This window comes from Streptomyces sp. NPDC126503 (genome assembly GCF_040302405.1).
In the GTDB taxonomy this organism is placed as follows: domain Bacteria; phylum Actinomycetota; class Actinomycetes; order Streptomycetales; family Streptomycetaceae; genus Streptomyces; species Streptomyces gulbargensis.
This window is the reverse complement of record NZ_JBEORS010000005.1, coordinates 120,406-143,795: the sequence shown is the minus strand read 5'-3', so window position 1 is coordinate 143,795 and position 23,390 is coordinate 120,406. Positions and strand designations below refer to the sequence as shown.

Below are 23,390 nucleotides of genomic sequence, written 5' to 3'. Positions count from 1 at the left end.
ACGGTCCCTTTCACCTTGCCGATACCGCTGCCGAGCCTCACGAACAGTACCTCGGTGATCACAGCGCTTCCAGATTCATCGAAGTTTCAGTCATGAAGGCTGAAAAGACGCCATTTCCTGCGGCGGTGAGGCGGCGGATCCTGGAACGGCCAACGGAACGGACGAGGACAGGCGCGGCGAAGAGGACGCGGACAGAGCCGAGGGGGAGCCGCCATGTCCGGACCGCTGTACGTGCCCGTCCTGCCGGCCAAGCGGCACGCCTGTCAGGCGTACCGGCAGCTGATCCCAGCGGTGCAGGCGGCCGTCGTGCCGCTGTGGAACCTTCCGCCCCGCGCGGGCGCACATCCCGACGCCCTCGCCGTGGGCGTACGGGACGACCTGTGGCGCGTGCGGAAGGCCCATCGCCACCATCCGGCCTGGGTCGACTGCCCGTTCGCCGACGAGGCACAGCAGTCGGCGCTGACCCGGGCGCTGTCCGCGAATGCCGACGTGAGTCCGCTGCGCCCGGTGACGGGACCCGACCGCTCCGAGGCACACCAGAACGCGATGCTCCGGCACGCCCGTACCACGGGGAGCGGGCTCGGCATCCGCCTCATGATGCCCGGCCACTGGGACGACGTGCCCCTTCATGCTGTCCGCGACCTCATCGCCCGCGTCGATGCCGCCGTGGAGGCGGACCTCCTGCTCGACCTGGGCGCCGTCCTCGCCGACCGCACCGACGCCGCGAAGGAGGCACGGCGCGCGCTCGACGCCCTGCTGCCGCTGTTCCCCTGGCGCACGGCGGCCGTCCTGAGCGGCGCCTTCCCCGACGTCACCGCCCGGCTCCTGGAGCGCGGCAGCGCGGTCGTACCGCGCTCGGACTGGCGCGTGTGGACGGAAGTGCGGCGCAGCAGACGGGAGTTCGACTCCGTCCTCGCGTACGGCGACTACGGCGCCGACTCCACGAGGGGCATCGCCCGCCCGCCCTCCACCGGCAAGGGAGGTCCGCCCTGGAACGCGCTGCGGTACACCACCGAAGAGTCGTACGTCCTCGTGAAGGTGCCGACACGAGGACCCGACCGGTCCGCCGCCGTCCGGTCCGCCGCGCGGGACATCCTCGCCCTGCCGGACTTCCGGGGTCCGGCGGCGAGCGCGGGCGAGACCTGGCTCCGCGACTGCGCACACGGGCACGGCCCCGAAGGCACCGGAAACGTCGGAGTCTGGCTGCGCGTCGGCAACATCCAGCACATCACGCACGTCGTCCGGAGCCTGCGGTCCTGACCCCGCCGGGTGCACGGCTCAGCCGAACAGCGGCTCCAGCGTCACGTCACCCGCCAGGATCCGCCACGCCGGCACCCGGACCGTCCGCGCCACCGGTCCGGGCTTCGCGCCGGAGCCGCCGGACGGCAGCCCGGGCAGCAGGTCGCCGCGCGCGTGCGTCAGACGCAGGTGGCGGGCCGGGTCCTGCCCGTGCTCGGGCCCGGTGTCGACGAGGACGGCGGTGTTGGCGCCGTCCACCGTGAACAGCAGGTCGACGACGTGCCCGCCGACCACCGCCTCGCGCTCCAGATCGGTCACACCACGGCGCCCGAGGAAGTCCTGGAGCCGGTCCGTGAGCTCCTCCCGGAAGGCGCTACGCGACCTCGCGCCGAAGGCCGCGCCGGGCCGGTCCGCCGACGCGCCCGCTCCCAGCACCTCCGACCGCCCCGCGAGGAGCGCCGGAAGCCCCGACTGCCCCTGCCAGAAGGCATGGCTGCCCACCGTGATCAGCTGCGACTTCGCCCGGGTGACGGCCACGTTCCACAGGTTGACCTGGCTCGACACCCAGTGCGTCGTCCGGGGCGGGGTGTTGCCGGTGGCCACCGGGCTGAGGACCATGACGTCCCGCTGCCCGCCCTGGAAGGCGTGCACCGTGCCGACCCGCACGCGGTCGTCGTCCGCCCACACCTGCGCCAGGGCGTCCTTCTGCGCACGGAACGGCGTCACCACGCCCACCGTCGCGTCCTCGGGAAGCCGCGCGAGCAGCTCGTCCACCGTCTCCCGCACCCGGGCGGCCTCCGCCGCGTTCCGCGAGGACCGGCCACCCGGGCCCAGTGCCGACCCGCCGTCCGGCACGTCCACCCAGCCGAGGGCGGGCGCCGGACCGCCCGACCCGACCGGATCGAGCGCCGGAACCTGCTTCCTGACGTCTGTGAGGACCTGCAACTGCCCCGCGTAGCAGTGACCGTTGACGACATCGGCGATCGCCGGATGACACCGGTAGTGCTCGTCGAGCAGCAGCGTCTCCTCGCCGTGCTGCGCCGCCGCGTGGTACGCGGAGTACACGTGGTAAGCGAGCCGGTGATCCTCCAGCTGCGCCGCGCTCAGCCCCGCCCGCACACGGGCCTGCCGCTCCTGTTGCGCCGTGATCCCGGGAATGTGCCCGAGCTGCATCGGATCCCCGATGATCAGCGCCCGCTTCGCCCGGAACAGCAGCGGCAGCACCGCCGGGATCGAGCACTGGCTGGCCTCGTCGATCACGACGAGGTCGAAGAGCTCCGGGACGAGTTCGAGCTGGCGCACCGAGTGGGTGCTGATGGCCCAGCCCTTCAGGTGCGCCATCAGATTGCGCTGGCTCTTCCAGAAGCCGGAGCGCCGGCGCAGGGCCTGAAGCCGCTGGGCCATCAGCGACCGCCCCCGGGTCATCGCCTCGGCGGACACGGCCCGGGCCAGCTCGCCCGACACCTCCGACAGACCCGCCCGGCTCTCCAGCCGCGCCCGCTTCAGCGCCTCCTCGTCCAGGGCGAGATGCCCCGGTACGAGGCTCCTGAGCGCGCCCTCCACCCCGGCGGCCTCGGCGAGGGAGAACAGCAGCTCAGGAGGTACGGGCCGTTCCGCGGTCCACGCCGGCCACGCGTCCGCGCCGCCTTCCCCGGCGGAGGCGACGAACGCGGACAGCGCCCGCCCCCTGCGCCACCGGCCGAAGGAGTACCAGCGGGCGACGGCGGCCCTCCGCGCCCGGTCCTCCCAGTCGGCGAGCGCCGCGCTCCCGTCCTCGGACCACGCCCGCTCCAGCAGCTCCACCGGCAGCCCGAGCTCCTCCGCGCGGCGCGCCCGCTCCCGCAGCAGCTCCAGCAGCCGCGCCTCCTCCCCGACCAGCCGCGCCGCCTCGGCCTCGTGCTCGGCGGCCCGGGCGTGCCGGTTCCTGAGGTCGCCCGCCACGGTCGCCGCACCCCGCGCCGGGGCCTCGACCGGCTCGGCGAGCAGTCGCTCCAGCTTCGCGGCCTCGGCCTCCAGGGCCTCGGAGTTCCCCGTCCGCATGAGCAGCCCGGGGGAGATGGCGTCGCAGCGCTCGGCCACCACGTTCACGGCCTCGTTGTTCGTGGAAGCGACGAGGACGGACTGCCCGGCGGCCACCGCGGTGGCGACCACCGCCGCCACCACCTCGCTCTTCCCGGTGCCGGGCGGTCCGGTGGAGACGGTGAGCGGCCGGGTCATCGCCGAGGTGATCACCCGCGCCTGGCTCTCGTTGCACGGCCCGGGGGAGACCAGGACGGGCGGCGCGCCGCTCCCGCCCGGTCCGCCGTCGCCACCCCCGGTGAGGAGCGCGTCCAGGGCGGTGCCGGGGATGCGGTCGGTGCGCGTGGACATCTGGAGCAGGTTCTCCACGAGCCCTTCGGACGCGGTCCGCTCCAGACCCGAGGGCGTGAGGAGGACGGCGGCGTTGTGGGCGCCGGGACGCAGCGAGTCCATGACGGACCGCTCGCTGAGCGCGGACAGGTCGAGCGGCTCCAGCTCCGGGAGTTCGAGCCGCGTCAGGAGCTCCCGCACCGCCTTCACCATCTGGGCGGCGTTGCCCTCCTGCCAGGTCGGCTGCCAGCGGCCGAGCAGCTCGGCCGCCTCCTCGTCCTCCAGCAGTTCCGTGAGGACACCGCTGTGCAGCGACGGCACCCCGCTCGGCCGCAGCCGGTCCCGACCGTTCTCGTCGGGCGCCAGCTCCATCGGCTGGACCAGCAGCGGCGCGATGCGCACCGCGGCCCGCCGGCCACCGTTCCCACCGCGCTCGGGCAGCGTCACGGCCGGGTACCCGTACCAGTACTCCTGCAGCCCGGCCTCGTCGACCTTCGCACCCGTGCTCTTCGCCTTCGGCAGTCCACGGGGCGCGGGAAGACCGGACCCCAGCCCGGACTGGATCGTCTCCGGCCCCTGCCCCAGCAGGAAGTACGCGGAGTTCCGGCCGCCGTCCCGGTCGGGCAGCATCTTCGACTCGGCCTGCGCCCGCAAGCAGTGCGCGTAGTAGCGCAGCAGACGCTCCCGGTCCACGCCGTCGTGCGCGTCCTGCGCGACAAGGCCGCGCGCCTTCGACAGTGCCGAGGAGACCGGGGGACCGCCACCGGCCTCCGGCGGCGGCTCGGGAAGCTGGACGGACCGCGCCACCGAGCGGGCCAGGGGCAGGGAATGCGTCGCGCGGATGGTGGACTTCGTGGGCCGCTGCTCCTCGGGCACGCCGATGCGCACCATCTGCGTGGTCAGGTACTCGAACAGGTCGTCCGGCGTGATCCAGCCGCTGTCCTTGATCCGCCCGCTGCGCAGCCCCTCGACGATCTCCCCGGTGAACCGGGACGTGCCGAGCGAGGAACCGGCCGGAGCCAGTGCCGAGGCGGGCTGGAGGGCGTCCGAGGCGGTGATGAAGTACACGCCGGTCGGCCGCAGCAGCGTGCTGGGCGCGGGCCGTACGCCGCCGTCGGCCGCCCCCTTGGCCGTCCACCCTTGGACGACGGACCCGCTGGAGCAGCAGTCGAGCAGCACGACCTTCGAGGAGGCCCGGCACGACGTGAGCATCCGCTCCAGGAACTCAGCCGGCACGGCGGTACCCGGCAGGTCGTCCGGATCGGCGTCCCGGGTCAGGAAGTACAGCTGCCCGTCCGCCTCGCAGAACTCCCCGTGCCCGCTGAAGTAGAGCAGGGCCGTCTCACTGGCCTGCCGCTCCTCCAGGAACGTCTCCACGGCGTGCAGCATCTCGGCGCGCGTCGGCTCCGCGACCATCGCGCAGTCGTTGTACATGCCGATCTCGGTGCTCTCCAGGACCGCCTGCATGTAGTGCAGGTCCGCCCGCACCGCCGGCAGATCGTGGTACCGCTCGCTGTCGTACGTGGATACGCCGATGAGCATGGCGTACCGGTCGTTGTCACTCACGCCGCGCCCGGCCCGCCCTGCGCGCCGCCCTCGTCCGCCGAACCCGCACCACCGTTCAGGAACCGCTCGATCCGCGCGTCGTCCGCGCGGGCCTGCTTCCCGGAGATGGTCAGCGTCGCCCCGTCGGGCCGCGTCACGACGATCGTCCGCTGCGGCACGCGCGCCAGCCAGAGCTGAAGCGCGGCGGCGACCAGGGAGCCGCCGCCGAACACCAGGCCGAGGAGATCCGTGACCGGCCCGCCCTTGTCGGTGGTGGTGCCGGTGGTCGCGGGGTCGGCCGGAACGTCGAGCGCGGCCTGCGGGTCGGTCTCGGCGAGGGCGGCAAGCAACTCGCGGGCCTCGCGCCGGGCGCGCAGCGGATCCTCGTCGACGAGGGAGATGCGGTAACCGGCGGCCGGGTTTGTGTGGGTGGTGCTGCTCACGTGCGCTGATCTCCTTTGGGCTCCCCCGTGCAGTGCAGTGCACAGACGGACGAACGACGCTAGCGGCACGCACTGACAGGTCGTCGGCTCGTTTCCGAAACCTGCTGATCATTGGCGGGAAAGGCGCAGTTCGGCCCATACGGTCTTCCCCGGAGCACCCCCGCGCGGCACCACCGCCCACCGACTCGCCAGCCGCGCCACGACCAGCAGCCCGCGCCCCGACTCGGCGTCCCCGGGCGGCTCGTGGGAGGAGAGCAGCGGTACGCGCTCGGTACGGGTGTCGGTGACCTCGATACGCAGGGTGTCCGCCGAGTCGGTGAGCCGGAGGTGGAAGTCCCGCCCAGGCACGTGCCCGTGACGCACGGCGTTACCGGTCAGCTCGGCGGCGATCAGCGTCATCGTCTCGTTGGCGGTCGAGGTGTACGGGTGCCCCCAGCAGTCCAGACGGTGAGAGACGAGCCGCCGGGCGAGGCGGGCGCCGCGCGGGGAGGACGTGAAGCGCATCGCGAACTCAAGGGCGGTTGATGTGGGGGAAGTTTCGCTGTTCATGGGGCACAGGCTGGCGTGCTCCGCTTACGCTGAGTAAGGCTCGGTGCGCGTACAGGGGGCAGTGGTGGGCGCGGTGTCGGTGCCTGTAAGCGGCGCGGAGCGTGACGGCCGACGCGGAGCGGCGTTGGCTGGTGGAGGTGAGGGCGAGCATGGACGAATCCACCCAGCGGGCAGAGGACGACGACCCGGCCGGCGCCGCCGCCGTACCGGACTCGGGCTCGGGCATTCTGCGTGTCTTCGGCCGCCAGCTGAAACGGTTCCGGGTACGGGCCGGGGTGGAGCGGGCGGAGTTCGGGGCGCGGCTGGGGTACTCGGCGTCGACGATCGCGGCGTACGAGCAGGGGCGGAGGGTACCGCCGCCGCGCTTCATCGACCAGGCGGACGAGCTGCTCGATGCGGGCGAGGTCCTGAAGGAGATGAAGGAGGAGGTGGCGCGGGCGCAGTACCCGGCGTTCTTCAGGGACGCGGCGAAGCTGGAGGCGGAGGCGGTTGAGCTTCATGCCTACGACGCCCATCTGGTGAAGGGTCTCATGCAGACGGAGGACTACGCCCGCGCTGTGTTCAAGATGTGGCGTCCTCTGTTGGATGACGAGACCATCGAGCAGCGGATCGCTGCCCGACTGGCCCGCCAGGCGATCTTCACCAGGCGCCCGCACCCTCACATGAGCTTCGTGATCGAAGAGGCCGCCCTTCACAAGCGCCTTGGGGGCCGGAACGTCTGGCGAGGCCAACTGGAACAGATCCTGCTGATCAGCCAGGCGCGCAACGTCGATGTGCAGGTGATGCCGCTCGACCGTGAGGAACACGCCGGACTGGCGGGACCGTTCACCTTGATGGAGCTGAAGGACGGGCGGAGGATCGCCTACACGGAGGTCCAGAGCGACAGCCGCCTACACACAGAGCGGGGCAGGGTGCGAGGGTTAGAAGCCACGTATGGGACGCTGCGTGCTCAGGCTCTCACCCCACGGGAGTCGCAGGCTCTGATCGAGAAGTTGCTGGGAGACGGATGATCGTGAAGCAGTTGGAGCATGGCAACGAGGGACTTGCCTGGTTCAAGAGCAGCTACAGCGCCGGGGACGGTGGCGACTGCGTCGAGGTAGCTGCATGCGCGAGCAGCGTCCACGTGCGCGACTCCAAGGACACGACCCGCTTTGGGCTGGTGGTCGACGCATCTGCCTGGACTGCGTTCGTCGGCTTCGCAGGCCGGTAGCGGCGCAAGCGGCTGCCCCGGACCTCCTCGAAGGGGGTCCGGGGCAGCCGCATGTCATGCTGCGCTCTCGACGGCCGTCTTGCGCGCCGGAGACGTCCACCGCCCGAGCTCGATCTCCTTGTCCAGCCGCGCCTGGAAGTGCGCGTGCGCGGCCCGCATCTCGGCTTCACGGTCGGCCTTGTAGAAGGGTCCGACGTAGCCGGCGGGGGGCGGGGTGTTGGCAGGGTCGGCGAGATGGGCTTCGAAGTCGAGCCAGTCCTGCCTTGTCTGGCCATAGCCATAGGTGTTGTGGTTCTCGGCGATCTTACGGCCGTTGGCGTCGAACCAGGTCTTCGCCTCGTAGTCGCGCAGTTGCGGATAGCGCGACTTGAAGATTGCGACGAGTTGGTCAGCGGTAATGCCGAGCCACACGGACACAAGGGCGTCCAGTTCGACCATTGCGGCTCGACGCTCGTCCTCGGCGCGCAGCGGAGTGGTGCTTTCCCAGGTGGACGTAAGGTTGGCGGTGAGGGGCCGCAAGCGGGGCCAGTCCGCATTGGCCCAGTCCTCGTAGCCCGCCCAGCGCGGATCGAAGAGTTCCTTCCAGATAGGGGCGTAGTGGTTCGTAAGAGCGTTGAGTCGAAGGGTCCGCACGAGAAGGGCTGGAGCGAGAGGATGCTTGGGGTCGGGGGCGGGCATCTTTCGGGCTTCGGTGAACTGCAGGTCTGCACGACCGGTGATGCGCAAGAGGTAATCAAGAGGTAGCGAAGCCCAGAAACCTGCGTTGAGCGCAGTAAGTTGGTTGTTTGCCAGAGCAGCCGTCTGAACCGTGTGGACGTGTGCTGGCCCCGGAGGTAGCAAAATGGCGTGCAGGCATCGACTGCTGTCGAAGGGGATCATCCTGCGCCACGCCAGCCGGAAGTATGCTGTCGACGGATTGCCGTGCCACTTGTCCTGAGCTGCGAGGTAGTTCTCCTCATCCGAGGCCCGGACGTAATTGGTTGCTGGCACGTAGTCTTCGGGCAACTTTGTTGGCGAGACAAGGTCCCAGTCTCGATTGCTGCGGCAGGGAATCCTTGGAGTCTTAGAAAATGGAAGCGCCGCTGCGAAATGCGGACCCTGGAGGATGACATCCGATAGGGACCTCACCCTCTGGTTGCCCCACCTGATCAGCCCTTCCTTCTTGGCGGCTGTCTCGGTATAGCCGATTGTGATCGAGGGTGCGTAGTCGGCAAGACGCCCCCGGAATTCGGAAATGGCTTGGATGGCCATTTGTTCGCCACGCAGGACGGGGTACAGCAGCGGAGTTTCTGTTGCTGGGCCGGGAGAGTCAGTGAGCGCCTGCCAACTGGCCAGCAGCTCGGTGTTCACTCGAACTACGCGATCGTAATGGGGTCGAATGTCCCAAGAACCCTTGTTCTTGATGCCGGGCGCTTCACCAAGTCCGTCATGGGTGAGGGAATCAGGCAGCAAATCGGCGTCCCGCAGTTCGCTGAGATGCAAGAAGTCGGGGTCTTGTGGAGTCCCGTAAATATGCATGCCGAACTCTTGGGACCGGTTCAGGTCTTCGAATGCCCAGTTGGCGGAATTGACGAAGTGTGCATGCACCCGCAGGTGTCGAAAGGCTGCGGCCCGGATCGTGCGCTCTCGCACCCCCCCGAGGTGGGTGTCGGGGTGAATCAGGCCAGCGCTACCGTAGCGTGCTAGATGCTGCCAAACCCTAGCCATAAACGCGCGATAGAGGTCGCCTCGGGTGCCAACCAGGAGCGGATACGAGGCCGGGCTCCCAAGTGTGGCGACAGCCCCCGCGTGAGTCGCCAACTCCGTCAGAAGATAGGCGTGACCGTCTGTGCTTCCGCTTATGGTCAGGGCGTCGTCCTTTCGCAGTCGCCACTCCGCTGCTCCGGGTTTCTCCGCCAAAACGAACCAAGGCTCCAGTTCAGCAAGGACCAGGTCCTCGCGCCAGTCCGGCCTCACCCAAGGCGGATTCCCCACCTGCAGATCAAACCCGCCCCGCCCCCCAAACACCTGGGCGTACTCCAACTCCCAATGGAAGAACCCCTGCCGCTTGGCCACATCCCCCGCGACCCCCACCCACGGGAACCGCCCCTCCAGCCAGTACGACCGGTCCATGCCCATCCAGTCCGGCAGCTCGTCCTCGTACCGCTCCAGGTCGCCGAGCGAGTCGAAAGACGCCACCAGCGACTCCGCCGGCACGTCGTGCGTGCCCAGCAGCGCCTCCGCGAAGTCCAGCCAGTCGTCCAGGTTCGACAGGGGGATGATCTCGCGGCGCTGGCCCGCGAAGGACTGCTCGCCCTTGCGGGTGCCTTTGCGCCGCTTGTCGATGTCACCGCGCCTGACCTCCTTCACGGTGACGTTCCCGAGGAGGTCGACCTCCTCGTACGTACGGATCACGTCCGACGCCCCGGACTCCGCAGAGGCCCCGCCCTGCCCCGCAGGTACGACCTCCGTCCGCTCGTACCGTGCGTCGGTCCCGTCCAGCAGCGCAGCCTCCTGCACCGGCCAGAACCACAGCGCGCACCACGTGTCCATGAGCTTTTTCAACCGCCAGTACGGGGTGTCCACGGCCGTCAGGTCGGCCAGCACCTTCTCCCGGGGTACGGCCTCCTTCGGCCGGCGCAGCCACTCCGGCTCCGCCTCCCAGACATCGACCCGCCGGGAGATCTCCCGCTCGGAGATCGTCAGCCGCTGCACGACCAGGTCCCACAGGTACTCGGCGCGCCGGGCGAGGCCCTGGAGGCGGGCCGTCTGCTTGGCCGTCGGGGACTTCGTGACCGCCTTGCGCCACGCGCCGAGCGCCTTCGCGGCCTCCGGGGCCAGCGCCTTCGCCTCCTTCTCGGCGGCGACCGCGCCCCACTCCTTCGCGGGGAGCAGGAAGTGGTGCACCGCGCCCTCCGGCAGCGGGACGCCCGCCTGCGCGTCGGCGAGCGGGTAGCGCTCCGGGGTCGTGCCCAGCCAGCCGCCCTTCTTCAGGCGCTCGGGGCCGTACACCTCGCGCCGGCCGCCGATCAAGGAGTTGCCGCGCCGCAGGTGGAGGCCGAACCAGGGGGCCTCCATGCCGGGGTGCATGGTGTTGAGCCAGAGGGACACCTCGGCCAGCTCGACGGCGGTCTCGTTGAGGTCGACGCCGTACGAGTTGTGGAGGGCGATGTACGCCTTGGCCTTCTGGAGCTCGACGGCGTACTGCTCGGTGTCGATGGAGCGGCCGAGCTCCTTCTGCCGGCGGCGCAGGTACTCGGCGGCGACTTGGTTGATGGCCTCGTTGAGGAACGCGCCCGAGCCGAGGGCCGGTTCGCAGATCTTCCAGTCGAGCAGCTCGCGCGCCTCGGTGACCGTGCCGTCCTGGTCCAGGCGGTGCTGGAGGGCGAGCTGAACGGTGACCTTGGTGAGGGACTCCGGGGTGTAGTACGAGGCCGAGGTTTGGCGGTCGCGGCCGGAGAGCCGGTAGACGAACGAGCCGGGGGCGTACCGGACGCGCACCTCCTCGCCGGTGTCCGGGTCGGGGCGGCGGACGAAGACGGCGTCCGGATACTCGTCGGCCTTCGACTTGGGCACCAGCCAGGAGCCGTCCTTCGGGTCGCCGCCCTTGGCGACCTCGTACAGCTCCTCGCCCGCGATGAAGCCGGAGTACGACATCAGGCCCTCGTACACGGCGCCGAGCTGGTTGATGCCCAGCTGGGCGTACGAGATGAACCCGCCGCGCTCGCCCTTCTTCCCCTTGGTGAGCATGAGCTTGTGCAGGACCTCGTACAGGGTGGCGTTGCGCAGCCGGGTGTCGAGGTAGCGGACGCGCTCGCCGCGGGCGAGGGCCTCGTCGGCGTCGTGACGGGGGTCGACGACGGCGTCCGCGCCGATCAGCTTGATCGAGTCCCGCTCGAAGAGCGTGGAGTGCAGGGGCTCGAAGCGCAGGCCCAGGTCCTCGCTCGTCTTCGCGCCGACGGCGCCGACGGCGTCGGCGGGCTCCGGCGCCTCCGCCGCCTCGCCGTGGGTGCGGCGTGGCCGGTAGCCGTCCTGGACCTTGCGGAACAGCAGGTCGAGGGACTCGTACAGGTAGAAGCCGCGGCGGGACTTCTCGTCGACGAGGTCGCGCTCCGCGACGAGTTCGCCGAGCCGACCGAGGCCGTAGCCGAGCTGGTACTCGGGATAGTCGGACGGCAGGATGCCCAGCTCGGGGCGGGCCTCGGCGTACAGCAGGAACAGGATGCGGTAGAGGTAGCGCAGCGACTCGCGGGTCAGCTGGCGGCCGAGCTCGGAGAGTTCGCCGATGTCCTGGGGGCGTACGCCCTGCTCGCGGAGGCGTTCCAGGACCTCGTTGGCGATCAGCTCGACGCTCAGCCGCAGGCCGTCGCGCAGCTCGCTGGAGACGCCCACCGCGTGCTTGGTGGACTTGCCGACGAGTTCGGAGAGCGGGTTCTCGCCACCCTCCTCGGGGGTGCGGAGCGAGTCGGCGCCGAACAGTGCGGCGACGGTGTCGAGTTCGCCGCCCGGGCGAGTGTCGTTGCGCTGGAGCGCGGTGTCGAGGGAGACAGCGAGGTAGCGGCCCTCGCCCCACACCATCCGGTCGGCGAGGACGACGACTCCGCCGACGAGCAGCAGGACGTAGCGCGGTGCCTCGTCGCAGGCGAACAGGAACGAGGCCAGCTTGGAGCCGGTGGTCAGGCTGTTCGAGCCGTCGAGGACGACGGGGTCGAGAAGGCGGCCCGGGCCGTCGGGGTCCAGGGCGGCGTCCGCCTCGGCGGCCCAGCCGCAGTCGACGGCGACGAGGCCCTTCTCGGCGTGCGCGACCGTGATCTCGTGGCTCTGACCCGCCCGCCAGACGGTGATGCTGCCGGGCTTCGCGTCGTAGCCCAGTGCGCGCAGGACCTCGGCGTTCAGCGCGTGGACCCGCTCCCGCCAGGCGGGGGCGTCGTACGTCAGAGCGTCGTCGCCCGCGTCGGGCGTGGAGGCGGTCCCCTCGGCGTCCTCGGGGAGGGCGAAGAACGAGCGGGCCCGGAAGTAGTCACGCCGCAGTGCCCGGAGACCTGCCCGCGGAGTGACGGGCAGGGCCTGCTTGGCGTCCTCGCGCAGCGGGTCCGCGTCCTCGGAAAGCGCCGCCCCGGCCTCGCCCGTACCGGCCGGGGGCTTCGCGGCCTCCTCCCGCTCCTTCCAGGTCTGGAGCAGGCCCGTCTTGAGGTCCTTGGGCAGCACCTCGGCGAGGTAGTGGGCCGAGAAGTAGTCGCCGCGGTTGACCAGTGAGTCGTACGTCATGACAGTGGCTCTCTCAGAGGGCGGCGGGCGTGGCGGACAGGGGCGCGGACGCGGCCGGTGGTGCGTCGGGGTCGGGCAGCAGCACCGCGAGGACGCGCAGCATCGGGCGCTGCCCGGTGGTCAGCAGGTCGTCGGCGAGGTCGGTGAGCCGCCGCTTGGTGTGCTCGCCCGCCAGCGTGGGCTGCTCCCAGTCGCCGAGGCGCAGCTTGTGGCGCTCGATCGACTCGCGCAGCGGCCGGTCCCAGGCGTCCCGGTGCCGCTCCATGAAGGCCTCGGCGGCCTCCAGGACGGCGGGGATGGCGGCGGCCAGCGGGGCGGGATCCCGGTGACGGAGCTTGTTCGCCATCGTCGGGCCGACCCCGGAGCGGCGCAGCAGCGACACCATGTCGTCGTCGACGACCCCGCCGCGCGTCACGCCCATCCACTTGACGACCGTCGGCCGGCCCAGGGCGTTCGAGTACACGCCCTGGACGAGATAGGTGGGTTCCGCCACCTCGGCCGTGATCATCGGTGCCTCCTGGCGTCCGAGCCGGACGAGGACCTTGTCCGTCAGCCACTCGACGACCGGGTGCAGATCGGTCAGCAGCGAGATCTCCGGCCAGCTGGAGGTGGAACCCGCCTCGCGGGCACGCTGGAGCGAGTGCTGGGCGAGCCGCCGGTTGAAGGTGACCAACAGCCGCTCGCGCAGTCGCTGTTCGCGCAGGTAGTCCACGGGCAGCGCCTTGAGGCGGTGGAGGAGGTCGGCCGGGGGGCGGAAGGACAGCAGGCCCGACTGCTCGTCGCGGTCGAGGTCCAGGCGGTCCCGGGCGTCCGGGTACACCTCGCGCAGCGCCTCGTCCAGGAAGTGGGCGGTCGAGTCGAAGAGGCGGGGGAGGACGGAGCCCGTCGCCTCACCCGTGCCGGTGGCGCCTCCCACCGTCTCGGGGGCGGACCCGTCGGCCGCGGTGCCGTCGTCCGCCTGCGGCGCGTCACCGACCGAGCCGAAGAAGTCCGCCAGGAAGTCGTCCATGGCATCCGTGCCGGCGTCCTCACCGGACCGGCGCCCGTCGAGGGACTCGTCCACGGTCCTGCCGCGCAGCAGATCCTGGATGAGGGACTTCTCCTCGGCCTCCGCGCGGTAGAGGCCGGTGACGGCCTCCGCCGTGCCGAGCGAACGGTGCGCCTGGTCCTCGCGCTCCAGGAGCCGCTCGGAGACCAGGGTGTCGTCCTTCGCGCCCTCGGTGACGCTGGTGAGGATCAGGGCGCGGAACTGCGGCGGGTGGGCCTGCCCGTAGCGGTCGATGCGGCCGTTGCGCTGCTCGATGCGGATCAGCGACCACGGCACGTCGTAGTGGATCAGCTGGTGGCACTGGCGGTGCAGGTTGACGCCCTCGGAGGCCACGTCGCCCGTCAGCAGGATCCGTACCGGGGCGCCGGCCAGCCCGAACTCCTCCACGACCCGCATCTGCTGCTCGTCGGAGAGGCCGCCGTGCATGACGCGCAGGCAGTCCTTCGCGGTCCGGCCCCGGAAGCCGAGGGCGGCGGGCAGGACGGTCGCCAGCCACTCCAGCGTCTGGACGCGCTCCGAGAAGACCACGACGCGGGTGTCGGAGGAGGGGCCGACGCCGATGCCCTTCAGCTGCTCCACCAGCGCGGCGAACTTCGCCGAGTCCGCCTCCGTCAGGTCGGCGGTCAGTTCCGCGAGCCGGCGCAGGGCGGCGAGCTCCGCCGCCGTGGCGCGGGGGGCGTCCTTCTTCTCCAGGGTCTTGATACGGGCGCTCACGGTGGCCCTGAGCGCCGCGTGCGAGGAGAGGAAGGACTTGAGGAGCGTGTACGGGAAGAGCGGGACGGAGCTCACGGACGGGCTGCCGTCGCGCGGCAGCCAGACGGACGCCAGCTCCTCGAAGATCCGCTCCTCGGCCGGGGTGGCCGGGCAGTGCACGGCCTGGGACGGTCCGCGGTCCGCCCACTGGCCCTTCATCTGCTCGCGGACCTCGGTGCTGACCTTCGTACGGCGGATGAAGAGGTGCTCGATGTCCTCGGCCCGGTAGTTCTCCGGATCGCGGATCGCCGCCGGGTCCAGCAGGGCGATCAGCTCGGCGAACGACCTCGCGTCGCCGTTGTGCGGCGTGGCGGACGCGAGGATCAGGGCGTCGGTCCGCGGCGCCAGCGTCTGGGCGAGCTGGTTGCGCAGGGAGCCGCGGTTGATCAGATTGTGCGACTCGTCGATGACGACCGCGTCCCAGCGGATCTGCTCCAGGTGGTGGCGGTACTGGTCAGTGTTCTTCAGCGTGTCGATCGAGACGATCACGCGCTTGAAGAAGGTGAACGGGTTCCGCCCCGCGGGGATCTCGCGCTGGATCCGCTCGATGCCCACCGAGTCCAGGCGGACCAGCGGAATGGCGAACCGCGTCCACAGCTCGTGCTGGAACTGCTCCAGGACGTGCTGGGGCGTGACGACGAGGATGCGCTCGCCCCGGCCGCGCCGGATGAGCTCGGCGAGCGTCAGGCCGATCTCCAGCGTCTTGCCGAGGCCCACCACGTCCGCGATCAGCAGCCGGGGGCGCAGATTGGCGCCGGAGAGCGCGAGCTCGGCGGGGCGGCGCTGGTAGGGGAGCGGGTCCAGGAGGAAGGAGTCGGCGAGCGCGAGCCGCCGCTCGGACTGGGGCAGGGCCGTGCGGCGCAGCACGGCCTCCAGGAACAGCCGGGAGCGCCGGTAGGTGGGGGAGTCGTCCGCGATCAGCCGGGTGTCGCGCGGGTCGATGAGCTCGACGGTGTCCAGGCCGGTGAAGAACACGGCCTCCTGGTCCCGTACGAAGTCGGACACCCCGACCACCTCGACCCGGGTGCCGTCATCGGCGGTCGGCACCGCGTTCTTGACCAGCCACACCTCGTCGCGTACGAGCACCTGCGCGCCTGCCGGGAACTGCTCCTGCCCCGCCGCGTCCGACGCGTCGCCGTGCTGCTCGGGGCTGGTCTGGACGGCGGTCACCCGTGTCCTCCTGTGGTGTTACGTGACGGTTGTGGCAGGCCCCTCAGTATCGCGGGTCCGCCGGCAACGGGAGCCCGCCGGTGTCAGAACGGCGCCTGGGCCGCGTACACCTCGCGGAGCCGCTGTCCGGTGATCCGGGCCTGGGCGGAAGGGAGCCGCTGCCCGGAGCGGCCGCGGGGAGTGCGGGGAGTGGCCGGCGGCGTGGACGACGGGCTGTCCGTGTCCGTGGAGGGCCGCGGAGCGGCGGGCGCGGACGAGGGCGCGGCGGTTCCGGACCGCGGTGTGGGACGGTCGACGAGCGTAGGGGTCGGCTCGGGGGCGACCTGCTCGTCGGTGTCAGGCGCGGGGGCGGCCGGCGGGGTGGCGTCCGGGGACAGCACCACGGCGTCCGGGGGAAGCACCACGGTCGGCTCTGTCTTCGGCGACGTGCTCGGCCCGGGGACCGCCGGGACCGCCGGGACGGTGGGCGGCAGCGGGAGGGGGACCGTCGGCGGCAGGCTGTCCAGCAGATGTGAAGGGGCCGCCGTGTGCGTCGTGAGCCGGCGCCGCGCCTGGGCGACCTTGAAGCCCTGCGCCTCGATGACCGCCCGGCACTGCTGGACGACGTCGCTCAGCGCCGGCCGGTCCTCGGCCCGGTGCGCGAGCATCGCCGTCAGCAGGGGCATCAGCTCGTCGGGGACCCCCGACAGGTCGGGAGCCGTCTCCGGGTCCGTGACCTGGTGGAAGAGGACGTGGATGTTCGCGGCCTGGTAGGGGAGGTGGCCGGAGACGGCGAACAGCATCACGGCGCCGAGCGCGTGCACGTCGACCGCGGGGGTCAGCGGCCGGTCGCCCCGCGCCTGTTCGGGCGCCATGCAGGCCGGGGTGCCGACCACGGCGTTGGGCGCGGTCAGGGACACGCTCGACTCGGCGAACACCGCGAGCCCGAAGTCGATGACCTTCGGTCCGTTGGGGCCGAGCAGCACGTTCGCGGGCTTGAGGTCACGGTGCAGCAGACCCTGCTTGTGCACGGTGGCGAGCGCTTCGGCGAGCGTCGCCCCGAGGGAGGCGGCGAGCAGCGAGGGAAGCGGGCCGTGCAGGGCCACATGTCGGCTCAGGTCGGGGCCCTCGATGTACTCGGTGGCCAGCCACGGCGGATCGGCCTCCGCGTCGGCGTCGAGCAGCGCCGCGATCCGCGCACCCCAGATCGTCTTGAGGATCTCCACTTCCTGGGCGAAGCGCTGCCGGGTCTCGGAGTCCACGACCGACGGCTTGATCACCTTGACGGCTGCGGGCTCCCCGCCGGGTGACTCGCCCAGGTACACCTGTCCCATGCCGCCGTGCCCGATGCGGCCGAGCAGCTCGTAGCCCCCCAGCTCGACGGGGTCATGCGGGCTCAGGGGGGCGATGTGCACGAGGGGCCTTTCTGCTCGTGAGCGGGAGGACGGAGCTGACGTGTCCGGTCGCACCGCACACGGTATCCGGCCGGAGACCGATGCCGTACGGGCGCGGAGACGGCCTGCTATCCGAGGTCGCGCCTGCGCTCCGCGAGGCAGCGGACCCACAGTTCGTGGGCCCGGCGTGCCTCGTGCGCCGATTCCCGGGCGAAGGCCTCGTCGGCGAAACCCACGGCCGCGACCTGCTCCACCACGTGGACGAGGTGCGCGGCCACCTCGCGGAGGCGTTCGGCGTGCGCCTCACGCAGCCGTGGCGCCAGCTCCTCCTCGCGGGCGGCAAAGGCCATCAGGTCGTCGAAACCCGCGTCGTCCGCGTACGCGGAAGGGAGAGCGGGCAGGTCCGCCCCGGTGAGACGGCATACCGCCGGCAGGGCGCGCTCGGCCGCCTCCTCCCGTCCGAGGACACGGTGCAGCAGTTCTCGGGCGCGGTCCGTGCCGCGGACGCGAGCGGAGACCGCGTCCAGGGCGTCCAGCTCCCGACCGACGCCCGGCTCGTCCTCCGCCGCGAGCAGGGCGCTCAGCCGGGCGGCGATCGCCCGGCCCGTGGCCGACGCGTCGTCGATGACGTCGTAGCAGGCGTCGAGCTCCTCGAAGGCGCGCTCCGCCGTGCGAATCGCGGCCGTCACCATGGCCAGGGTGTCACCGTCGAACCGGCCGACCGCCTGGGCGAGCTGCGCGGACGTCATGGACACTGCCGCCAGCAGGTCCTCGGTGTGCCGCTGCCTGGTCGGTCCGCTCGTCGTTCCGGTGCCCACCGTTCCCCCCTCGCCGTGCCGGTGCTCCGCTCCCGATCATGGACGTCGGCCGCCGTGCACGGCAACGTGCGGCCGGATCTGTGCCGGCCGAGGCGTCGGAGTTGGCCGGAAATACGCGAAGCGACGCCGAAGTGGATCACGAGCGCCCCACAATGCACCCGGCCGTACCCACCGACCCAAGGACACCGATGCTCGATTCGTACCCCGAGTTCCAGCTGGGCCTGCCGTACGGCGGGCCCACGGCCAGAGGCCGGCTGCTGACCGAGAACGGGACTAACGGCAGCCAGAAGATGGTGGTGCTCGCGGGCTCCCCGGCGCGACCCGACGTCGTCCCGTCGTTCCCGGAGAAGACGCCTTCCTCGTACCGCCTGCGCGAACGGCTCATCGCGGAAGGGGTGATACGCGAAACGTCCACGTGGCCGGGCTGGCTCGAAGTGGTCGAGGACGTGGAGTGCAACTCGCCCTCCGCGGCGGGGGAGATCCTCCTGGGTCGCAGCAGCAACGGGTGGATGGAGTGGAAGACCGAGGACGGCCGGCCGCTCGCCGACTTCCTCGGTCAGGTGTGGTCGGGTCCGAGTCGCGCCTGGCTGGTACGGGGGCCGCACTCGGCCGGCCCCGACCTGTTCCGGCGCGCGTGGCTCCCCGAAGGCAGGGTGTCCCTGACCGCCGCCCACCTGCGCCCCGCCGCCACTCAGGGCATCAGCAAGGAACAGCTGCGCACCTTCGTCGACGAGGACTACGGATCGGCGGCGACGTACACCGAGAAGCCGCAGCTCGTTGAGGAGCTGCACGCCTTCCTCTCCCGGATGCGGCCCGGCGACACGGTGTGCGCACTCTCCGATGGCCGGCTCCACACCGGGAAGATCACGGGCAACGTCGAGCACCTCGTCGCCGACGATGGAAGCCGCGTTCTCTGGCGCCCCGTGGAGTGGGGAGGCGACGGCTTCCCCTTGGACGAACTGCCGCAGGAACTGCGTCAGAAGCTCTCGTCGCGCCACGACGTGATCGACCTCACCACCGTCAAGGCCATCGTGGACGGCCTCGGGGTCAGCGACGAGGAGCTGGTGGAAGAAGCCCTGGCCGACGGCTCCGTGATCAGCGCCGAGCCCCTGGCCGTCACCGCCCGCCGCGACGTGGAGCTGCCCGAGCCCACCGAGGAACTGCGGAAGAAGCTCCACGTGCACCACCTCGCATGGCTGCAGGAGATCAGGCAACTGCTCCACGACGAGAAACAGTTGATCTTCTACGGGCCTCCCGGGACGGGCAAGACCTTCCTGGCGCAGGAGCTCGCCGAGTTCTTCGGCGGCGGGCCGGAGCAGGTCGAACTGGTCCAGTTCCACCCGTCGTACTCCTACGAGGACTTCTTCGAGGGCTTCCGCCCCCGCGAGGACCCCGGGACGCGTGAGGTCGCCTTCCGGCTCACGGCCGGCCCGCTGCGCGAATTCGCCGAACTGGCCAGCAGGGAGGGCAACCGGCACATCCCGCACTTCCTGGTCATCGACGAGATCAACCGGGCCAACCTCGCCAAGGTCTTCGGCGAGCTGTACTTCCTCCTCGAATACCGCGACCGGTCGGTGCGGCTGACCTACTCGGACGAGGACTTCTCCCTGCCCCGAAACCTCTTCGTCATCGGCACCATGAACACGGCCGACCGCTCGATCGCCCTCGTCGACGCGGCGATGCGCCGGCGCTTCGCGTTCGTCGAGCTGTCCCCGCGCATCGATCCCACCCGGGGGCTGCTGCGCTCCTGGCTGGAGTCGAAGGAGCAGGACCCCGAACCCGCGGACCTGCTCGACGCCCTCAACGCCCGCATCGACGACCCCGACTTCAAGATCGGACCGTCGTACCTGATGAAGACCGGCGTCTACCGCGAGGGCGGACTGGAACGGACCTGGCGGACCAAGATCCTTCCGCTCCTGGAGGAGCACCACTACGGCGAAGGCGTGGACATCGAGGGCCGCTACGGCCTGCCGGCCCTCCGCAGGGCGCTCGCGTCACGCACCACCTCGCCCGAACCGGGTGACGGGACCGACGCACAGTGACCTCCGACGTCCCGCTCGTCGAGCACGGACCCGCGCGCTCGGTCCGGCTCCCCGACGCCGTGGGCCGCGCACTGGCCGCGTCCAGAATCCTGGAAGAGGCCGGTCCGGACCCCTATGACCCGGGCGCCTGGCGACTGCGCGCCGGCAGCAGGGTGGGTGCCGTCACACTCACCGTCCCCGGAGGCGAAGGCGTCACGGTGCGGATCACCCCCAAGGTGCCGATCACCCGCCTGATCTTCCTGCTCGGCTACAGCAGCGACCCCCGGGGCTGGCGGGACGGCACCGTGCAACTGGCCGCGCACGACGACCTCCTCCCGGCGTTCGCGCACACCGTCGAGCGCCAGATCGACCGTGCACTGCGGCAGGGCTTGCTCCAGGGCTACCGGACGGCCGAGGAGTCGTCCCCCGTCGTACGCGGCCGGCTCCGCGAGTCCGAACAGATCCGCCGCCGATTCGGCATGCCCGTGCCCGCGGAGGTGACGTACGACGAATTCACCACGGACATCGCCGAGAACCGCCTCCTCCGCGCGGCTGTCGACCGGCTCCTGCGCCTCCCCGGTGTCCCCCGGACCGTACGTACGCGCCTGATGCACCAGCGGTCCCGGCTGGTGGACATCACACCGCTCACCCGGGGGCAGACACCACCCGCCTGGCATCCGACGCGGCTCAACACCCGCTACCACCCGGCGCTTCACCTCTCCGGAACGGTGCTGAGGGGATGGTCGGCCGAGCACCTGCCCGGGCAGCTGCGCATGAACGGATTCCTGTTCGACATGAACGGCATCTACGAGGACTTCATCTGTACGGCACTACGGGAGGCCATGCGCCCCTACGGTGGCAGAAGTGTCCTCCAGGCCCGGAACATCCACATGGACGAAGGGGATGCGATCGGCCTGCGACCCGATTTCGTCTGGTACGGAGAGTCCGGCACCCCGCTGATCGTCGCGGACGCCAAGTACAAGGCCCGCAGAAATCGCGGCTTTCCGAATGAGGACCTGTACCAAATGCTGGCCTACTGCACAGCCCTGGGGCTGCCGGAGGGGCACCTGGTGTACGCGAAGGGCAACGCTCCACACATCAGCCACCGTGTGCGACATGCCGGTACAGTCCTCCACCAGCATGCCATTGACCTGGAACAGCAGTCCGCGGGGTTGCTTGCCGAGATCGACGCGCTGGCTCGGCGCATGCTTCACGGCTCAGCAATGTCACGTCAGGGCAGCGCGCCCTCCGGGGTTCCTCGGACACCTGAGCCGGTGCATGGGGCGCATGGCTGAGCACGAGTTGGAGACAGCTCGCTGTACCGGGTCTCCTCCGACGGGGTGGCTGCTCCGCATCATTCTGATGACGTATCACATGGAGCACCGAACCCGGTAGTCTCCCGATCTCGAACCAAAGTCCCAGACAAGTTCCACAGACGCCGACGAGTCCCCTCCTGGCTCACATACGTGCAGGTCAGGAGGGGATTAGTGGCATTGCATCCGAGGCTGCTCAGATGTCCCGGAAGATCTCGATCTGCGCCCCCACCGAGTTCAACCGCTCCGCCAGGTCCTCGTACCCCCGGTTGATGACGTAGACGTTCCGCAGCACCGAGGTGCCCTCCGCCGCCATCATCGCGAGCAGGACGACCACGGCCGGGCGCAGCGCCGGGGGGCACATCATTTCGGCGGCGCGCCAGCGGGTGGGGCCCTCGACCAGGACGCGGTGGGGGTCGAGGAGCTGGAGGCGGCCGCCGAGGCGGTTGAGGTCGGTGAGGTAGATGGCCCGGTTGTCGTAGACCCAGTCGTGGATGAGGGTCTTGCCCTGGGCGGTGGCCGCGATGGCCGCGAAGAAGGGGACGTTGTCGATGTTGAGGCCCGGGAAGGGCATCGGGTGGATCTTGTCGATCGGCGCCTCCAGCTTGGAGGGGCGGACCGTCAGGTCGACGAGGCGGGTGCGGCCGTTGTCGGCGGCGTACTCGGGGGAGCGGTCGTGGTCGAGGCCCATCTCCTCCAGGACCGCGAGCTCGATCTCCATGAACTCGATCGGGACCCGGCGGATCGTCAGCTCCGACTCCGTGACGACCGCGGCGGCCAGCAGGCTCATCGCCTCGACCGGGTCCTCGGAGGGGGAGTAGTCGACGTCGACGTCGATCTGCGGCACGCCGTGCACGGTGAGGGTGGTGGTGCCGATGCCGTCGACCCGTACGCCGAGCGCCTCCAGGAAGAAGCAGAGGTCCTGGACCATGTAGTTGGAGGAGGCGTTGCGGATGACGGTCACGCCGTCGTGGCGGGCCGCGGCCAGCAGGGCGTTCTCGGTGACCGTGTCCCCGCGCTCGGTCAGCACGATGGGGCGGTCGGGGGAGACGGACCGTTCCACGCGCGCGTGGTACAGCCCCTCGGTGGCGGTGATCTCCAGGCCGAAGCGGCGCAGCGCGATCATGTGCGGCTCGATCGTGCGCGTACCGAGGTCGCAGCCGCCGGCGTACGGCAGCTTGAAGCGGTCCAGGCGGTGCAGCAGCGGGCCGAAGAACATGATGATGGAGCGGGTGCGGATGGCGGCCTCCGCGTCGATGGACTCCATGTCCAGCTCTGCCGGCGGCACGATCTCCAGGTCCACGCCGTCGTTGATCCAGCGGGTGCGGACGCCGATGGAGTTCAGCACCTCCAGGAGGCGGAAGACCTCCTCGATGCGGGCCACGCGGCGCAGGACGGTGCGGCCCTTGTTGAGCAGGGAGGCGCAGAGCAGCGCGACACAGGCGTTCTTGCTCGTCTTGACGTCGATGGAGCCGGAGAGACGGCGGCGGCCGACGACGCGCAGGTGCATGGGCCCGGAGTAGCCGAGGGACACGATCTCGCTGTCGAGGGCTTCACCGATGCGGGCGATCATCTCAAGGCTGATGTTCTGGTTGCCGCGTTCGATCCGATTGACGGCGCTCTGGCTGGTGGCCAGTGCTTCGGCGAGCTGCGTCTGCGTCCAGCCACGGTGCTGGCGGGCGTCACGGATGAGCTTGCCGATACGTACGAGGTAGTCGTCTGCCATGGCGTCACGTTATCTCAGATATGAGATGAGACGATCATTGGGGTGGTTCATCCGGGTGGCGTGTCGTGCGCGATCGGGTGGCGCGGTTCGTACAGCGGCAGTTCGGTGCCGCTCGGCAGCCGTACCGCCGCGAGGAGGCCCCACCCCTGGTCGCTGATGGGCCGTGAGATGTGCGCCCCGCGGTCCTCCAGGGTCGTGAGGGTGGCCGCGACGTCCTCGCACATGAGGTACACCTCGTGCTGCGGCTCCCCGTCCGTGGGGTGCACCGCGATCTCGGCCGGCGGCAGCCGGAAGATCAGCCAGCCGCGCCCGGCGTCCACGTGGTCGAAGCCGACGACGTCCTTGAGGAAGTCGCGGTCCGCCTCGGCGTCCCGGGTGTAGAGAATCACATGCGCGCCGCTGAACATGTTCCGATCCTCGGCCCGCCCCGGGGTGGCGGCAATCCTTCCGCGTCCGTCCGGGTTCGTCCCGCTCTGTCGCCGCGCGGTCCGGCCCCACCGCCCGCGCGCCCCGTACGCGCGGGGAGAACGCGCGCGGCCGGGCATGACCGGACGCCGTGGATGCACTAGAGTTATCTCGACATCGA

Annotated in this window: 14 protein-coding genes; 5 read left to right on the top strand and 9 right to left on the bottom strand. The window is 70.7% G+C overall.

What is annotated here, in order from left to right; genetic code table 11:
- Nucleotides 1–213: 213 nt before the first annotated feature.
- Nucleotides 214–1,260, top strand: coding sequence for a beta family protein (locus ABTY40_RS09245; RefSeq protein ID WP_352058940.1), 1,047 nt, complete (start codon nt 214–216; stop codon nt 1,258–1,260).
- A gap of 18 nt (nt 1,261–1,278) precedes the next feature.
- Here the strand turns inward: ABTY40_RS09245 and ABTY40_RS09240 are convergent, their stop codons facing one another.
- The 3 genes from ABTY40_RS09240 to ABTY40_RS09230 all read right to left on the bottom strand — a co-directional run bounded on the left by ABTY40_RS09240 (nt 1,279) and on the right by ABTY40_RS09230 (nt 6,125).
- Nucleotides 1,279–5,154: a caspase, EACC1-associated type gene (locus ABTY40_RS09240; protein WP_352058939.1), complete on the bottom strand. Its 3,876-nt coding sequence runs from the start codon at nt 5,152–5,154 to the stop codon at nt 1,279–1,281.
- Nucleotides 5,151–5,576, bottom strand: coding sequence for an effector-associated constant component EACC1 (locus ABTY40_RS09235; protein ID WP_352058938.1), 426 nt, complete (start codon nt 5,574–5,576; stop codon nt 5,151–5,153). Before ABTY40_RS09235 ends, ABTY40_RS09240 begins: the two co-directional genes overlap by 4 nt.
- A 108-nt stretch (nt 5,577–5,684) precedes the next feature.
- Complete coding sequence (locus ABTY40_RS09230) at nt 5,685–6,125, bottom strand: ATP-binding protein (protein ID WP_352058937.1); 441 nt, start codon at nt 6,123–6,125, stop codon at nt 5,685–5,687.
- A gap of 149 nt (nt 6,126–6,274) precedes the next feature.
- Between ABTY40_RS09230 and ABTY40_RS09225 the strand changes: the two genes are divergently transcribed.
- Both ABTY40_RS09225 and ABTY40_RS09220 read left to right on the top strand, forming a co-directional pair.
- The gene (locus ABTY40_RS09225; protein WP_352058936.1) at nt 6,275–7,135 is read left to right on the top strand and encodes a helix-turn-helix domain-containing protein; all 861 of its coding nucleotides are present in this window, start codon (nt 6,275–6,277) and stop codon (nt 7,133–7,135) included.
- Complete coding sequence (locus tag ABTY40_RS09220; RefSeq protein ID WP_352058935.1) at nt 7,132–7,335, top strand: DUF397 domain-containing protein; 204 nt, start codon at nt 7,132–7,134, stop codon at nt 7,333–7,335. Before ABTY40_RS09225 ends, ABTY40_RS09220 begins: the two co-directional genes overlap by 4 nt.
- A gap of 54 nt (nt 7,336–7,389) precedes the next feature.
- On the opposite strand, the gene ABTY40_RS09215 is transcribed toward ABTY40_RS09220, so the two are convergent.
- From ABTY40_RS09215 to ABTY40_RS09200, 4 genes are all read right to left on the bottom strand, one after another.
- On the bottom strand, nt 7,390–12,582 hold the full coding sequence (locus ABTY40_RS09215; RefSeq protein ID WP_352058934.1) for a class I SAM-dependent DNA methyltransferase: 5,193 nt from the start codon (nt 12,580–12,582) through the stop codon (nt 7,390–7,392).
- 13 nt (nt 12,583–12,595) lie between these two features.
- The gene (locus tag ABTY40_RS09210) at nt 12,596–15,553 is read right to left on the bottom strand and encodes an SNF2-related protein (protein ID WP_352058933.1); all 2,958 of its coding nucleotides are present in this window, start codon (nt 15,551–15,553) and stop codon (nt 12,596–12,598) included.
- A gap of 83 nt (nt 15,554–15,636) precedes the next feature.
- A complete protein-coding gene (locus ABTY40_RS09205; RefSeq protein ID WP_352058932.1) occupies nt 15,637–16,947 on the bottom strand; it encodes a serine/threonine-protein kinase in 1,311 nt (436 codons plus the stop codon).
- A gap of 107 nt (nt 16,948–17,054) precedes the next feature.
- Nucleotides 17,055–17,744, bottom strand: coding sequence for a hypothetical protein (locus ABTY40_RS09200; protein WP_352058931.1), 690 nt, complete (start codon nt 17,742–17,744; stop codon nt 17,055–17,057).
- A gap of 188 nt (nt 17,745–17,932) precedes the next feature.
- On the opposite strand from ABTY40_RS09200, the gene ABTY40_RS09195 reads away from it, so the two are divergent.
- Both ABTY40_RS09195 and ABTY40_RS09190 read left to right on the top strand, forming a co-directional pair.
- Nucleotides 17,933–19,786 carry a DUF4357 domain-containing protein gene (locus ABTY40_RS09195; RefSeq protein WP_352058930.1) on the top strand — a complete coding sequence of 618 codons (1,854 nt, stop codon included), beginning with the start codon at nt 17,933–17,935 and terminating at the stop codon, nt 19,784–19,786.
- Nucleotides 19,783–21,060, top strand: a complete 1,278-nt coding sequence (locus ABTY40_RS09190; RefSeq protein WP_352058929.1) for an McrC family protein — start codon at nt 19,783–19,785, stop codon at nt 21,058–21,060. The genes ABTY40_RS09195 and ABTY40_RS09190 overlap by 4 nt, the downstream gene beginning before the upstream one ends.
- 214 nt (nt 21,061–21,274) lie before the next feature.
- On the opposite strand, the gene ABTY40_RS09185 is transcribed toward ABTY40_RS09190, so the two are convergent.
- Together ABTY40_RS09185 and ABTY40_RS09180 are read right to left on the bottom strand one after the other, a co-directional pair.
- Nucleotides 21,275–22,804, bottom strand: a complete 1,530-nt coding sequence (locus ABTY40_RS09185) for a helix-turn-helix domain-containing protein (RefSeq protein WP_352058928.1) — start codon at nt 22,802–22,804, stop codon at nt 21,275–21,277.
- 47 nt (nt 22,805–22,851) lie between these two features.
- Nucleotides 22,852–23,211, bottom strand: a complete 360-nt coding sequence (locus ABTY40_RS09180) for a VOC family protein (RefSeq protein ID WP_352058927.1) — start codon at nt 23,209–23,211, stop codon at nt 22,852–22,854.
- Between the last annotated feature and the right edge of the window lie 179 nt (nt 23,212–23,390).

Bases quoted from the DNA above. Each gene is read 5' to 3' on its own strand.
- ABTY40_RS09195 (WP_352058930.1), top strand. From the start codon at position 17,933: ATGCTCGATTCGTACCCCGAGTTCCAGCTGGGCCTGCCGTACGGCGGG.
- ABTY40_RS09225 (WP_352058936.1), top strand. From the start codon at position 6,275: ATGGACGAATCCACCCAGCGGGCAGAGGACGACGACCCGGCCGGCGCC.
- ABTY40_RS09230 (WP_352058937.1), bottom strand. From the start codon at position 6,125: ATGAACAGCGAAACTTCCCCCACATCAACCGCCCTTGAGTTCGCGATG.
- ABTY40_RS09180 (WP_352058927.1), bottom strand. From the start codon at position 23,211: ATGTTCAGCGGCGCGCATGTGATTCTCTACACCCGGGACGCCGAGGCG.
- ABTY40_RS09215 (WP_352058934.1), bottom strand. From the start codon at position 12,582: ATGACGTACGACTCACTGGTCAACCGCGGCGACTACTTCTCGGCCCAC.
- ABTY40_RS09185 (WP_352058928.1), bottom strand. From the start codon at position 22,804: ATGGCAGACGACTACCTCGTACGTATCGGCAAGCTCATCCGTGACGCC.
- ABTY40_RS09245 (WP_352058940.1), top strand. From the start codon at position 214: ATGTCCGGACCGCTGTACGTGCCCGTCCTGCCGGCCAAGCGGCACGCC.
- ABTY40_RS09220 (WP_352058935.1), top strand. From the start codon at position 7,132: ATGATCGTGAAGCAGTTGGAGCATGGCAACGAGGGACTTGCCTGGTTC.